Origin of the sequence: Arthrobacter sp. AFG20, assembly GCF_002892795.1 — a bacterium.
Lineage (GTDB): Bacteria > Actinomycetota > Actinomycetes > Actinomycetales > Micrococcaceae > Arthrobacter.
On record NZ_PJMC01000012.1, the window covers coordinates 1 to 14,419 of the forward strand.

The following is a 14,419-nucleotide window of genomic DNA, read 5'->3' on the forward strand; positions in this document are numbered from 1 at the left end:
CGCCGTGCGGGATGCAGAAGGTCTTGTGCAGGTTCAGGTGCGACACGTCACCGCCGAACTTGCCCGGCTGGGCCAGGCCTACGAGCGCATTGAGGTTGGCCCCGTCTACGTAGACCTGGCCGCCGGCCGCGTGCACGGCGTCGCAGACCTCGCGGACGTCGGCGTCGTACACACCGTGCGTGGACGGGTAGGTGATCATGATGCAGGACAGGGCGTCCTTGTTGGCCTCAATTTTCGCGTACAGATCGGTGTGGTCGATGGTGCCGTCGGCGGCGGTGGCCACGACGACGACCTTCATGCCGGCCAGCACAGCCGAGGCCGCGTTGGTGCCGTGCGCCGAAGCCGGAATGAGGCAGATGTTGCGCTGGTCATCGCCGCGGGACAGGTGGTAGCCGCGGATCGCAAGCAACCCTGCGAGCTCGCCCTGGGAGCCCGCGTTGGGCTGGATGGAGACCTGGTCGTAGCCGGTGATCTCGGCGAGGTCGGCTTCCAGGCCATCGATCAGTTCGCGCCAGCCCTCGGTCTGCGAGTCCGGCGCGAAGGGGTGGATCGAGGCGAACTCCGGCCAGGATATGGCCTCCATCTCGGCGGTGGCGTTCAGCTTCATGGTGCAGGAGCCCAGCGGGATCATGGTCCGGTCCAGCGCCAGGTCGCGGTCGGAGAGCTTGCGGATGTAGCGCAGCAGTTGGGTTTCGGAGCGGTGCGTGTTGAACACCGGGTGCTGCAGGTAGTCGGAAGTGCGCAGCACGGCTTCGGGGAGCTCAAAACCCGCTGCGTCCCCTACCGGACCGGCGCCGAAGGCGACGGCTACAGCGGAGAGTGTTGCCGTCGTCGTCGTCTCATCAATGGAAACGCCGACGGTGTCCGCGTCGATGAGGCGCAAGTTGATGCCGCGGGCCTCTGCCGCCGTGATGACCTTGGTGGCCTTGCCGGGCACGCGCACGGTGAGGGTGTCGAAGAAGGAGTCGCTGGCGAGGTCGCGGCCTGCTGTCCTAAGCGCGGTGGCGAGGATGCGGGCGTTGTTGTGGACGGTCTCGGCGATTGCCTTCAGGCCGTCGGGGCCGTGGTAGACGGCGTAAAAGGACGACACGATGGCCAGCAGCGCCTGGGCGGTGCAGATGTTGGAGGTCGCCTTCTCGCGGCGGATGTGCTGCTCGCGGGTCTGCAGCGCCAGGCGGTAGGCGGGGGCGCCGGCGTTGTCCTTGGAGACGCCGACGATGCGGCCCGGGAGCGTGCGCTCCATGCCGGTGCGCACTGCCATGTAGGCAGCGTGCGGGCCGCCGAAGAACAGCGGCACCCCGAGGCGCTGGGCGGTTCCGACGGCGATGTCCGCGCCCTGCTCGCCCGGAGGCGTGATCAGGGTCAGGGCGAGCAGATCGGCGGCCACCGTGATCAGCGCGCCGCGCTCCTTGGCGGCGGCGATGACGCCGGACTGGTCCCACACCCGGCCCGAAACGCCGGGCTGCTGGAGGACGATGCCGTTGATGTCGCCGTCGGGAAGTCCTTGGGAAAGGTCCGCCACCTCAACCTCGAAGCCGAGGGCTTCGGCGCGGCCAAGCACGACGGCGATGGTCTGGGGGAGGCAGTCGGCGTCAAGGACCGTCTTGCCGTCCTTGGCCCCTGCGTTCTTGTTGGCCCGGCGCATCAGCAGCACAGCCTCGGCCACCGCCGTCGCTTCATCCAGCAGGGAGGCGTTGGCGACCGGCAGTGCGGTGAGGTCCTGGACCATGGTCTGGAAGTTCAGCAATGCTTCGAGCCGGCCCTGCGAGATCTCCGGCTGGTATGGGGTGTACGCGGTGTACCAGGCGGGGGCTTCGAGGACGTTGCGCCGGATCACCGGCGGAGTGACGGTGTCGTAGTAGCCTTGGCCGATCATTTGCACGGCGGTCTTGTTCTTGCCGGCCAGGCGGCGGAGCTCGGCCAGGACCTCAGCTTCGCTCAGCGCAGCGGTGAGCAGCAGGGGGTTTTCCTGGCGGATGGACGCCGGAACGGCAGTATCAACGAGGCCATCGACTGAGTCATAGCCGATGTTCTTGAGCATGATGTCGATATCGGCCTGGCGCCGGGCGCCGATATGCCGGTCGGCAAAGGTTGATGGAAGCGATTGAATCGTCATGAGGAACTCCAGGTCTGGCCGGCCACGTGTGGCACGGCATCGTTTGGGTTCCTCCCCGCTCTGTATTGGACCTGAGAGATTCCGCGGACATGGTTCTCCGCTTGCACCGTCGGTGAGCCAAACACAGTTTGGCTGCTTTCCAGAGTTGCCTAGCCGCGGCGGTACGGGGGCCTGAGAGATTCCTGGGGAGGATTTGCTCCTACGGCGCCTGCCCGGTGAATGACTGGGAGGACTCTCCCGCCACGGGTCGAAAGGCTATGAAGATGTGGGGTGATTCGGCTCACAAGTTACCGGACAATTCCGTCCGCGCCAAATCGGAGGCCCCCGTTTGACATTTCTTCGTGACGGAGACCACACTGATCCGGTGGCCAGCGGGTCCGGCCGGGAAGACGGCCGCCGTCGGCGCGCACGATTTTTCTCTACATAATTGAAAATGCTTACGATCTGCGGCGGGAGAGTCCTGCCGGTACGTTCAGCAGGCGCCGTAGGAGCAAACCCTCCCCAGGAAACTCTCAGGCCCACGTACCGCCGCGGCGAGGCAACTCTGGAAAGCAGGCAGGCACGTCCTGTCTCACCGACGGTGCAAGCGGAAGACCATGTCCGCGGAATCTCTCAGGTCCAAGACAGAGCGGGGAGGAACCGAATCAGTGTGGCTATTGGCCACTTGAACGATGGAGTTCCTTATGACGATTCATCCGCCTGCCTCCCCGGCCGGTTCCCCGGCCGGTGAAGCTCCCCGCCTGGAGCGGCAGCTAAGCAACCGGCACATCCAGCTGATCGCCATCGGCGGTGCCATTGGTACGGGCCTGTTCATGGGCTCCGGCAAAACCATTTCCGCGGCCGGCCCGTCCGTGATCTTCGTGTACATGATCATCGGCTTCATGCTCTTTTTCGTCATGCGGGCCATGGGCGAGCTGCTGCTGAGCAACCTGAACTACAAGTCCTTCAGCGATTTCGCCGCTGACCTGCTGGGGCCCTGGGCGGGGTTCTTCACCGGATGGACTTACTGGTTCTGCTGGGTGATTACTGGGATCGCGGACGTCATCGCCATCGCAGGGTACTCGCGCGAGCTCTGGCCCGGACTGCCGCTCTGGATTCCGGGCCTGGCCACCGTCGCCATCCTGCTGCTGCTGAACCTCACCACAGTCAAGGCGTTCGGCGAAACCGAATTCTGGTTCGCCCTCATCAAAATCATCGCCATCGCCGCCCTGATCATCGTGGGCATGTTCATGATCTTCAGTGGTTTCCACAGCGACGCCGGACAGGCAAGCTTCACCAACCTGTGGAGCCATGGCGGCTTCTTCCCCAATGAATTCATGGGTTTTGTGGCCGGCTTCCAGATCGCCGTGTTCGCTTTTGTGGGCATTGAACTGGTGGGCACCACGGCTGCGGAGGCCAAGAACCCGGAGAAGAACCTTCCCAAGGCCATCAACTCCATCCCGGTCCGCGTGCTGCTCTTCTACGTCGGCGCCCTCATCATCCTGATGTCCGTCACGCCGTGGACCCAGTTCGCCGCCGGCCACAGCCCGTTCATTGCGATGTTCTCGCTGGCCGGACTCGGGGCCGCCGCCACGGTGGTCAACCTCGTGGTGTTGACCTCGGCGATGTCCTCGGCCAACTCCGGAATCTACTCCACCTCCCGCATGGTCTACGGCCTGGCCCAGGAGGGTGATGCCCCGTCGGTCTTCAGCGCCCTGTCACGCCGCAAGGTCCCGCAGAACGCCCTGTTCCTCTCCTGCGTCCTGCTGCTCTCGGGCGTGGTGCTGATGTACGCCGGCCAGGACATCGGCAAGGCCTTCGACATGGTCACCACCGTTTCGGCCGTCTGCTTCGTCTTCGTCTGGTCCATCATCCTCGCCAGCTACATCGCGTTCCGGCGCCGCCGCCCGCACCTGCACACCGCGTCCAAGTTCAAGATGCCCGGCGGCATTCCCATGGTGTGGGTGGTCTTCGCCTTCTTCGCCTTCGTGCTGTGGACCCTGACCACCCAGCCCGACACCCTGACCGCGCTGCTGGTCACCCCCGTCTGGTTCGTCCTGCTCGGTGCGGCCTGGCTGGTTCTGCGCCGCCGGCCCGCGCACCTGGCCCGCTACGCCGCCTTCCAGCATGAACTGCAGGCTGAGGAGACCGCCGCCCGCGACCATGCGAGCCAGCGTCTCGAGGAGAAGGAAAGCGTCAAGTGATGATCAGGACCGAGGAAAAGCCCTCATTTGCTGACCCGACGGCGGAAGGCCAGGCCCGCGGGGCCCAGACACCCGGGGCCGGCGGGGAGTTTGTGCTCACCTTCCATTGCCCGGATTCCCTGGGAATCGTCCAGTCGGTCGCGGACTTCCTGCTCAGGCAGGAGTGCTACATCGTTGACCTCAAGCAGTTTGGCGACCGGAATGCGGGGCACTTCTTCATGAGGGTCCACTTCGCCTCGACAGGTGACACGACAGGTGACACCGCCGCCGTCGAGCAGCTTCGGGACAGCTTCGCACCGCTGGCAGGTCAGTGGGGCATGGATTGGCGCCTGGAGCGCCAAGACCGCAAGCAGCGGATCCTGGTGATGGTGTCCAAGTATGATCACTGCCTCAATGACCTGCTGGTCCGCGCCCGCAACGGCGAACTGCCGGTCGAGATTGCGGCGGTGGTGTCCAACCACCCGGACCTCGAAGGGCTCGCGGCCTGGCACGGGGTCCCGTTCCACCACATCCCCGTGACGCCGGAGACCAAGGCCGAAGCGGAGGCCAAGCTGCTGGGTCTGGTGGATGCCTATGAGGTTGAACTGGTGGTCCTTGCCCGCTACATGCAGGTTCTCAGCGACTCGGCCACCGCCCGGCTCGCCGGCAGGGCCATCAACATCCACCACTCCTTCCTGCCCAGCTTCAAGGGCGCCAGACCGTACCACCAGGCGCATGAACGCGGGGTGAAGACGGTCGGCGCCACGGCCCACTACGTCAACTCAGAGCTTGACGAGGGCCCGATCATCGCGCAGCAGGTGATTGAGGTCGACCACACGTACACTCCCGCGGATCTGGTGTCAGTGGGCAAGGATGCGGAGTGCAGGGCGCTGACGAATGCCGTGCGCTGGCACGCCGAAGGAAGAATCATCCTGTCCGGGAACCGGACGGTCATCCTCCGCTGACAAGCCCGTCCAACCGAACCTGGAGTTGCTCATGACGAACCAATTGCCTGTGCGCCTGGAGATCATCCCCACGGACGGCATCATTCCCAAAGTCCAGGCGCACGTTCCGGCCGGATCAACGCTGACCGTGACGTGCCTGCCACACCACGGGGTCGAGGCCACCGTGCGGGCCTCGGTTCAACTTGGCCAGCTTGGCTACGAGGTGATTCCCCATCTGGCTGCGCGGAGCATCGAGAGCCGCCCGCAGTTGGCTGGCATGCTCCGGGACTGCGAGGCTGCGGGGATCACGGAGGTTTTCGCGATCGGAGGGGACGCTCCGGAGGCTGCCGGTCCCTACGGAAACAGCGGCCGGCTCATGGAAGACATTGCCGACCTGACCGGCGGGACCATGGCCATCGGCGTGGCCGGATATCCCGAAGGTCATCCGAAGCACAATGAGCTGCAGATGCTCGATGCACTGCTGGAGAAACAGCATCTGGCCTCGAACGTGGTGACCCAGATGTGCTTTTCGGCGCCCAGGATTGGCTGGTACGCCGAACTGCTGCGCCGCGAGGGCGTCGATCTTCCGGTCTGGGCGGGCGTGGCCGGGGCCGTCCCGCGCGCCAAGCTCATCGCTCTGGCCACCAAGATCGGGGTCGGCCCGTCGCTGAAGTTCCTGAACCGCAAGGGGCCCCTCGCCCGCAGGCTCCTGAACGCCGGCAGCTATTCATCCCGGTCCTTGGTTTCCGAACTGGCCGCCGCTGAGCCCGCACTCGCGGGCATCCACCTTTACACGTTCAACAACGTCGAAACCCAGCCCGCCATGAACTGGAGTGGCGGGGAAGGCGCGAAGGCTTCCTGAACTAAATCCCGTAACCACAGCGCGAACGTACAGTTGTGGCCCCCTTTCCGCCGGGAATTGGGGCCACAACTGTACGTTCGTGTTTTTTCATGCCCGCAACATCTTGCATTGTGAGCTTAAACCCATAATATGAGAACAGCGAATGTGTCGCTCCTCACGACCGACCCTGCTCCCAAGCCTTCAGTGCGGAAGGCCCAACGATCGGATTCCCCTCATGTCAGACATCGCTGTCCTGGTCAACACAGCCGTCGCGGTGCTCGCCGCCGTGCTGCTGATTGTCCGTTTCAGAGTCAACCCCGTCATCGCCCTGGTGGTCAGCTCCGTGTACCTCGGCCTCGCCGTCGGCCTCGGCGTCGAAAAGACCGTCGAAACCATCACCGCCGGATTCGGCGACATCATGGTGGACGTCGGCCTGCTCATCGCCTTCGGCGTCCTGATGGGCTCCATCCTCAACCAGAGCGGAGCCATCCGGCGCCTCGTGGAGCACCTGCTCAACACGTTCGGCCCCAAGCGACTGCCCTACACCATGGGCCTGGCCATCGGAACGGTGCTGCAGTCCATTTTCCTGGACGTCCTGCTCGTCATCTCGGCCCCGCTGGCCCGCAAGCTGGCCCCCAAAATCGGCAAACTCGGCACGGCACGCATGGCCACCGCCATGGCCATCGCCCTCGAATGCGGCATCGTCTTCACGGTTCCCGGCGTCGCATCCCTTGCCCTGGCAGGCCTCCTGAACGTGCCGCTCGGCAAAATGCTGCTGTTCGGCCTGCTGCTGGTTATCCCCACCATCATCATCTCCATCGCCATCATGACCTTCCTCTTCCGCCGCGGCTTCTGGAACGAAGCGAAGGATGAGGACCACACCTTCGTCGCCGAGGAAGACCGGGAGGGTGAGGAGGAAGAGTACGACGGCGGTGCTGGCCGCCCTGTTGCCGCCGGCAACGCCGCCAGCGGGCCGGGAACCAACGGAACCGTGGCCCAGGCGACCGGTAGCGTCGCCGTAGCTGAACGCGAAACCAAGCAGTTCCCGCTGATCGTCCTGTTCGCACCGCTCCTGACCTCGCTGCTCCTCATCGGCGCCGGGGCCATCCTGCAGATCCTGAAGATCGACCTGCCCTGGCTGCAGCTCCTGGGCGAACCCGTCATCGCCCTGCTGATCGGCCTGATCGGCACCTGCCTGGTCACCCGCTCAGCCATCGGGCAGAAGCGCGTCGAGGAGGCCATCGCCGTCGGTTTCAAGGAGAGCGGCCAGATCCTGATCCTCACCGGCGTGGGCGGCTCCCTCGCAGCAACCGTCGCCGCAGCCGGCCTCGGCCACATCCTCGGCGGTTTCTTCTCGGCAAGCACCGTCGCCCCGCTCCTCGTGGTCTGGGCCATCGCGGCCGTGCTCCACATCGCCGTCGGGTCCGTGACCCTGTCCGCCATCACCGCCGCAGGCCTGCTGGCCCCCATCGCACCCGTCATCGGCCTGGACCCCGTGCTGCTGGCGCTGTCCGCCGGCGCCGGATCACTGTTCATGGTCCACGTCACCAGCAACACCTTCTGGCTCCTGCAGTCGCTCCTGGGCCAGAGCGTCCGGGGTGCACTGAAATCGGTGACCGTCGGGGTGTCGGTGGCCTCCGTCGTCGCAATCCTCCTGATCCTGCCCATGAGCCTGCTGTTCTAATGAAACCTGAGACCCCCGAGCGTTCCCGGCGTACGGCCACGAAAGAAGAAGACACCATGACACCACCACGCATCGCGCCCCTGGAAGGCATCCGCGTCCTGGAACTCGGAAACTACATTGCCGCACCGACGGCGGGAAGGCTTCTCGCTGACTTCGGCGCCGAGGTCATCAAAGTGGAGCGGCCGGGGACCGGTGACGAGCTGCGCAACTGGCGGCTGCACAAGGGCGACACCTCCATGCTGTACCGGACCATCAACCGCAACAAGAAGTCCGTGGTGCTGGACCTGCGGACCGATGCAGGCAAGCAGGCGGTCCTGAAGCTCGCCGCGAAGTCGGACGTCCTGCTGGAAAACTTCCGCCCGGGCACGCTGGAGAAATGGGGCCTCGGCCCGGAGGTGCTCAACGAGGCCAACCCGGACCTCATCATCACGCGCATCTCCGCCTTCGGGCAGACCGGCCCACTGTCCGAGCGGCCGGGGTTTGCCGCCGTCGCCGAAGCGTACGGCGGGTTCCGTAACCTCGTCGGCGACCCCGACCGTCCGCCCGTACGGGTCGGCGTCTCCATTGGGGACTCGATCGCCGGGCTCTACGCCGCTTTTGGCTCCATGATGAGCCTCTACCAGCGCGAAGCGCGGCGCGGGGATGCGGGTGGTGCCGGGCCGCTGAGCCCCGTGCCGCTGACAGAACGCGTGATCGACGTGGCGCTCAACGAGGCCATGTTCTCCATGATGGAATCCCTGATCCCCGACTACCAGGCGTACGGTGTGGACCGGCAGCGCGTGGGCGGCAGGATGGAAGGGATAGCGCCTTCAAATGCATACATCTGCCGGGATGGGGCCAGCATCGTGGTCGCCGGAAACGGGGACTCCATCTACCAGCGGTACATGCAGACCATCGGCCGCCCCGACCTGGCCGAAGACCCCACGCTGCAGAGCAACGCCGGCCGGTGGGACCGCCGCGAGGAACTGGACCAGGCCATCGGCGCCTGGACCGCGGAACTGGATGCCGCAGACGCCCTGGCCGCCCTCGACGCAGCCGGCGTCCCGGCGGGCCCGATCTACACCGCGGCGGACATCAGCACCGACAGCCAGTACGCCGCCCGTAACATGGTCCAGAAATTCGACGTCTCCACCGGCGAGGAGATCCTGCCCGGCGTCGGCTTCCCGGGTATTGTTCCGGTGATCGGCAGCGAATCGCTTCCTATCCGGAACCTCGGACCGGACCTGGGCGAAAACACGGCAGAAATCCTCGCCGGACTCCTCGGCATGGACCCGGCAGAGATCAAAGCGGCATCGGGCCGCGAGGAGGCACTTCAGGCATGAACCAGCACCACAACTCGGCCCTTGCCGCCACCCTCGGTAACGCCATCCTGCGGGATGTCACCCTGCGGGACGGGCTGCAGCTCACCGGGAAAGTCCTGTCCACCGAACGGAAGCTGGAGACGGTCCGGGAATTGCTCCGCGTGGGCGTCCCGGCCATCGAGCTGGGCTCCATGGCCCGCCCGGACCTCGTCCCCACCATGGCCAACACCCTGGAGGTGGTCCAGAACCTCACGCCGGAGGAGCTGGAAAAGTGCTGGATCTGGGTGGCCACCCCCGGCCACGTGGCCAAGGCTGCGGCCGCCGGCGCTCGCAACTTCCAGTACTGCCTCTCGGCGTCGGACTCGCACAACAAGGCGAACATCGGGCGCACCACGGAGGAGAGCCTGGCCGCGCTGCCCCAGGCTGTGGTGTACGCCCAGGAGGTCAACGGGCAGATCCAGCTGTGCATCGCCACGTCCTTCACCTGCCCGTTCGAGGGGACCGTGCCCGAGGAGCGGGTCATGGCCATCGCCAACGACCCCCGTGCGGAGGGAACCACGGACATCGTCCTGTGCGACACACTGGGCCAGGCTATCCCCGCCCAGGTGTCGGGTCTCATCCAGCGCGTCCGGGCGGAATCCCCGGCACGGCGGATCGTCTACCACGGCCACGACACCTGGGGCCTGGGCGTGGCCAACACCCTCGCCGCGATCCAGGCAGGAGCCGCCATGGTGGACGGCGCGCTCGGCGGACTGGGCGGCTGCCCCTTCGCCCCGGGCGCCAGCGGCAACACCTCCAGTGAGGACATCCTGTTCGCCACCCGGCCCGCCTGGGTGACCCCGGAAACCTTCGCGGACCTCGTTGTTCTGTCCGAGAAGCTGCTCGCCGAACTGGGCGAAGCCAACCGCTCCAAGGCTGCCCAGGGCGCCAGGTCCAAGGCCCCGGCGTTCCGCTGGGTCATCCCGTCGGACAGTCCCGCTGCACCTTGCCCGACGGGAGGCAAGTAGGAATGGGCAGCAGTTTCCTGGTCACCACCGCGATCCCGGACCCCGGGCTTCAACTGCTTTCCGACGCCGGCACGGTCACCGTGCTACCGTCGCCTCCCGACTACGACACCCTGGCGGCGCTCTGCGCCTCGGGCGAGTACGACGTCGTCCTCACCCAGCTGCGCGACGTCGTCGACGCCCCATTGCTGGCCGGCGCACGGGTGAAGGGTGTGTCCAACTTCGCGGTGGGCTACAACAACATCGACGTGGACGCCGCCACCCGCCACGGCATTCTGGTGGGCAACACCCCCGGGGTGCTGACGGACGCGACGGCGGACATCGCCATGCTGCTCATCCTCGGCACCGCCCGCCGGGTGGTGGAGGCGGACCGGCTGGTCCGCGACGGGAAATTCCACGGCTGGGAACCCGAGCTGCTGCTGGGCCGGGACGTTTCCGGCGCGGTGCTGGGCCTGGCCGGGTTCGGCCGGATCGCCCGCGCCACCGCCCGCCGCGCCCTGGGCTTCGGGATGGAAATCCTGTTCGCGCCGCGGCCTCCCGGGCACCGGCCGGTCAGCGACGAGGAGCTGGGTGAATTCGCGGGGAAGGTGCGGCAGGTTTCCTGGGATGAGCTGGTGGAACGCAGCGACTTCCTGTCCCTGCACGTCCCGCTCAACGAGCAGACCAGACACCTGGTGGACCGGGCCGTGCTCCAGCGGATGAAGCCCGATGCCATCCTGATCAATACCGCCCGCGGGCCGGTGGTGGACGAGGCCGCCCTGGTCGAGGCGCTCCGGGACCGGGTCATTGCCGGTGCCGGGCTGGACGTCTTCGAGGACGAGCCGCGGCTCGCCCCCGGCCTCGCCCAGCTGCCCAACACCGTGCTGCTGCCGCACGTTGGCAGCGCCACCGTCCCGGTCCGCAGCGAGATGGCCCGCCTCAGCGCGCTGAACGCCGTCGCCATCGCCGAGGGACGCACCCCGCCGCACGCCGTCAACACCCTCACCGGCGCATGACCGTCCTGGTCGCCCCGGACAGCTTCAAGGGGACGTACCCGGCAGCGGAGGTGGCCGCTGCCGTCGCCGCCGGCATCCGTGATGCAGGCGGGACGGCGACAGAGCTGCCCGTCGCCGACGGCGGGGAGGGAACCTTCGACGCACTGTGCGGCAGCCTGCAGGCCTCGGCTGTTTCCGTCGTCGCGCAGAACCCATGGGGTGAGCCGCTCGCGGCCACAATCGGGCTGTCAGCGGACGGAACCGCCGTCGTCGAGCTTGCCCAGGCCAGCGGCCTGACGGTGCCGGGCAGCGGACCGCGCGATGCGGTGTCGGCCAGCACCTACGGCACGGGCATGATGGTTTCCGCCGCCGTGGACGCCGGCGCCACGCACATCATGGTGGCAGCGGGCGGCTCCGCCACCACTGACGGGGGAGCCGGTGCCGTCCAGGCGATCAACGACGGCGGCGGCCTCCGGGGTGCCCGGCTCACCGTGCTCTCCGATGTCACGTCGACGTTCCTGGATGCCCCGCGGATTTTCGGGCCGCAGAAGGGCGTGGGCCCTGCCGGGATCGGACTGCTGGAACAGCGGCTCAGGCAACTGGCGGATTCGTATCCCCGCAACCCCGTTGGCGTGCCGCGCACGGGGGCGGCGGGCGGCCTGTCCGGCGGACTGTGGGCGCACTTCGGCGCCGAGCTGGTGTCAGGGGCCGACGCCGTCCTGGATGCCTCGCAGTTCGACCGGCACCTGGCGGCCGCGGACGCCGTTGTGGTGGGCGAAGGGCGGCTCGATTCGCAGACCGGGGAGGGCAAGATCATCTCGGCCATCCTGGAACGGGTCCGGAGATCGGGGCGGACCATCCCCGTGGTGGCCATCGTGGGGTCCGTCGCGGAGGACCTCGGCGCGTATGCCGGGAACTTCAGCGAAATACTCGTGGCCTCGGATGCCGACGCGATGTACGCGGCGGGGAAGGCAGTAGCCGGGTACTCCGCGGCACGGTTGTAGCGGCGGGGTGCCTTTTTTCCTGGCGGGGCGCTACGCCTCGCCGGGGAACCGGCCGCCGAGCAGTCGTGTCATGTGTTCGGCCGCTGCAAGCATCGGCTCGACCCAGGCCTCACAGGTCTCCAGGGGCATGCGCAGGGTCGGTCCGCTGATGGTCACCGCGCCCACCAGTCCGGCCGCGGAGTCGAAAACCGGTGCGGAAAGCCCGGAAGCCCCGTCTTCCCGTTCACCCACCGTGATGGCAAAGCCGTCCGTCCGGGTCTGCTTCACCACGCTCTCCAGGTCTTCGGAACTGGTAATCGTGGACTCGGTGATCGGCTCCAGCGGATCCTTGAGGACGGCGTCCATGAGCTCGGGATCCCACGCCAGCAGGACCCGGCCCGCGGAGCCCGCGTAGAGCGGAAGCACCTTGCCAAGATGCATCTCCCGGCGCAGGGCATGGCGGGTCTCAGCCATGGCGACGCACACCCGGTAATGCTGCTCGGCCTTGAAGAAGCAGGCCGTCTCGCCGGTGGTGTCCCGCAGGGTCTTCAACAGGGGGCTGAGAACGTCGATGACTTCCATGCCCCGCGTGGCCGGGGCAGCCCAGTACGCCATCCGCATGCCGATGCGGTAGGCATCCTCCTCCCGGTCCAGGAAGCCCTGGGAGGTGAGGTTGGTGACCAGCCGTTGAACCGTGGAAGTGGGCATCCCGGTGAATTCCCGGATGTCGCTCAGCGAGAGCACCGGCCGGGAGAGCGAGAAGGCATCCAGGATCGACGTGATCTTCCCCAGGACAAGCAGGGGGTTGCTGCTGGATTTCGCTGAAGCATCGGCTGCCGACATAGGACTCACGCTAGACGGTGGCTTCACCCCGGTCCAATCCCACTGGCCAATCCTTCACCCGCTGGACCCCCCCTTCGAGTTTTTGTACAGATAATGGCCGCTAAACCCCCCGCAACCCGTGATATCTGTACAAAAACTCTAGAGGAGCTGCTCCCCGACGGTCAGCTGAAGCCTGATGGTGTCGGCTTCCTGCCGGACCGGCGTCGCCAGCCCGAGGTTCTCCCGCAGCGTGGATCCGGCGTACTCCGTCGGGTAGACGCCACGTTCCTGCAGCTCCGGGACGAGGTGGTTGACGATGTCGTCCAGGCCGGTGGGGATCAGCCACGGCGAGATGTTGAAGCCATCCACGGCGCCGGTTCGGGCGTACTCCGCCAGACGGTCGGCCACCTCGGTGTAGGAACCCGTGAAGCTGGAGTCCCCGCGGCTGGTCCGGGCCGAGACGAACTGCCGGATGCTGAGCCCCTTGTCCTTTGCTTCGGCCCGCCACTGGTCCGCCAGCTGCTTCGCCTTGGCGCCGTGGAAACCGCTGCCGCGGGTTTCGGAGGTCTCCTCCACTACCGGGTCGATGTCCGGCAGCGGCCCGTCCGGATCGAAGCCCTGAAGCTCGCGGCCCCAGAACTGTTCGAGATAGGCGATGGCCTGCTCGGGTCCGATCTGTAGGCTCCGCACCCAGTCCTTCTTCTCGAGTGCTTCCTGCGGGGTGGCGGCAAGAATGAACTCGCTCGCCGGCATGATCTTGACGTCGTTCGCACCGCGGCCGGCCTTGACGGTGCGCTCAACGATGTCGCGGCGGAAGTCGAGGGCGTCGTCGAGCCTTGGGTGGGCGGAGAAGATGACGTCGGCCTGCCGGGCAGCGAAGTCGCGTCCCTCCGGCGAGTCGCCGGCCTGGAACAGCACCGGCCGGTACTGGGCGCTGCGCGGCAGCCGCGGCACGTAGTCCACCGTGTAGTGCTTGCCCTCGTGGTGCACGGGCCGGGCCGAACCGGGTGCGGCCCAGGCGGAGGCGCCAGGCGTTTCGGCGATGGCGCCGTCCTCCCAGGAGTCCCAGATGCGCTTGGCGGTGTTGACGAATGCTTCAGCGTGCACGTACCGGTCGGCGTGGTCCAGGTAGCCGCCGCGGCGGAAGTTCGCCCCGGTCCAGGCGTTGTCCGTGGTGACCACGTTCCAGGCCGCGCGGCCGCCGGAGAGCAGGTCCAGGCTGGACAGCCGGTGTGCCAGATCAGCGGGATCGTTGTACGTGGTGTTCTGGGTGGCCACCAGGCCAATGCGGGTGGCCACGGAAGCCAGCGCGGCCAGCATGGTCTGCGCGTCCGGCCGGCCGGCGACGTCCAGGGCGTGTGGGCGGCCGAGGTGCTCGCGGAGCCTCAGCCCTTCGCCCAGGAAGAACGCGGCGAACAGTCCCCGTTCCGCTGTCTGGGCGATGCGGCGGAAGGACTCGAAGTCCGTCTGCGATCCGGATTCCGGCGACTTCCAGACGGTGCCGGAGTTCACGCCCTGGAAGAAGATGCCGAGCTGCAGCTGGCCTGAGGGCACGAAGCCGTTGCCGATGGGTGTGTCTTTCATGGGT

The 14,419-nt window shown here is 66.8% G+C and carries 11 protein-coding genes and 2 riboswitches; of the genes, 8 read left to right on the forward strand and 3 right to left on the reverse strand.

Annotated features, from left to right (window positions below):
- Positions 1-2,116 (reverse strand): aminomethyl-transferring glycine dehydrogenase (gene gcvP / locus CXZ05_RS14575; protein WP_102973268.1); only part of this gene is annotated, 2,116 nt, incomplete at its 3' end.
- 149 nt (positions 2,117-2,265) lie between these two features.
- A riboswitch (glycine riboswitch) is annotated at positions 2,266-2,366 on the reverse strand.
- Between the two features lie 190 nt (positions 2,367-2,556).
- Positions 2,557-2,654: riboswitch (glycine riboswitch) on the forward strand.
- Positions 2,655-2,799: 145 nt separating this feature from the next.
- Here gcvP and cycA point away from each other — a divergent pair.
- From cycA to CXZ05_RS14615, 8 genes are all read left to right on the forward strand, one after another.
- A complete protein-coding gene (cycA, locus tag CXZ05_RS14580; protein ID WP_102973269.1) occupies positions 2,800-4,299 on the forward strand; it encodes a D-serine/D-alanine/glycine transporter in 1,500 nt (499 codons plus the stop codon).
- The gene (gene purU / locus CXZ05_RS14585; RefSeq protein WP_102973270.1) at positions 4,299-5,243 is read left to right on the forward strand and encodes a formyltetrahydrofolate deformylase; all 945 of its coding nucleotides are present in this window, start codon (positions 4,299-4,301) and stop codon (positions 5,241-5,243) included. The genes cycA and purU overlap by 1 nt, the downstream gene beginning before the upstream one ends.
- A 31-nt stretch (positions 5,244-5,274) precedes the next feature.
- Positions 5,275-6,084, forward strand: a complete 810-nt coding sequence (locus CXZ05_RS14590; RefSeq protein ID WP_102973271.1) for a methylenetetrahydrofolate reductase — start codon at positions 5,275-5,277, stop codon at positions 6,082-6,084.
- A 214-nt stretch (positions 6,085-6,298) separates the two neighbouring features.
- A complete protein-coding gene (locus tag CXZ05_RS14595) occupies positions 6,299-7,747 on the forward strand; it encodes a GntP family permease (RefSeq protein ID WP_102973272.1) in 1,449 nt (482 codons plus the stop codon).
- A 56-nt stretch (positions 7,748-7,803) separates the two neighbouring features.
- A complete protein-coding gene (locus CXZ05_RS14600; RefSeq protein ID WP_102973273.1) occupies positions 7,804-9,069 on the forward strand; it encodes a CaiB/BaiF CoA-transferase family protein in 1,266 nt (421 codons plus the stop codon).
- The gene (locus CXZ05_RS14605) at positions 9,066-10,055 is read left to right on the forward strand and encodes a hydroxymethylglutaryl-CoA lyase (protein ID WP_102973274.1); all 990 of its coding nucleotides are present in this window, start codon (positions 9,066-9,068) and stop codon (positions 10,053-10,055) included. The genes CXZ05_RS14600 and CXZ05_RS14605 overlap by 4 nt, the downstream gene beginning before the upstream one ends.
- Positions 10,056-10,057: 2 nt before the next feature.
- On the forward strand, positions 10,058-11,047 hold the full coding sequence (locus CXZ05_RS14610; RefSeq protein ID WP_102973275.1) for a D-glycerate dehydrogenase: 990 nt from the start codon (positions 10,058-10,060) through the stop codon (positions 11,045-11,047).
- Complete coding sequence (locus tag CXZ05_RS14615) at positions 11,044-12,030, forward strand: glycerate kinase (protein ID WP_102973276.1); 987 nt, start codon at positions 11,044-11,046, stop codon at positions 12,028-12,030. Before CXZ05_RS14610 ends, CXZ05_RS14615 begins: the two co-directional genes overlap by 4 nt.
- Positions 12,031-12,060: 30 nt before the next feature.
- Here the strand turns inward: CXZ05_RS14615 and CXZ05_RS14620 are convergent, their stop codons facing one another.
- Together CXZ05_RS14620 and CXZ05_RS14625 are read right to left on the reverse strand one after the other, a co-directional pair.
- Positions 12,061-12,852 carry an IclR family transcriptional regulator gene (locus CXZ05_RS14620; RefSeq protein ID WP_102973277.1) on the reverse strand — a complete coding sequence of 264 codons (792 nt, stop codon included), beginning with the start codon at positions 12,850-12,852 and terminating at the stop codon, positions 12,061-12,063.
- A gap of 138 nt (positions 12,853-12,990) precedes the next feature.
- Positions 12,991-14,415, reverse strand: coding sequence for an NtaA/DmoA family FMN-dependent monooxygenase (locus CXZ05_RS14625; protein WP_102973278.1), 1,425 nt, complete (start codon positions 14,413-14,415; stop codon positions 12,991-12,993).
- Positions 14,416-14,419: the final 4 nt, after the last annotated feature.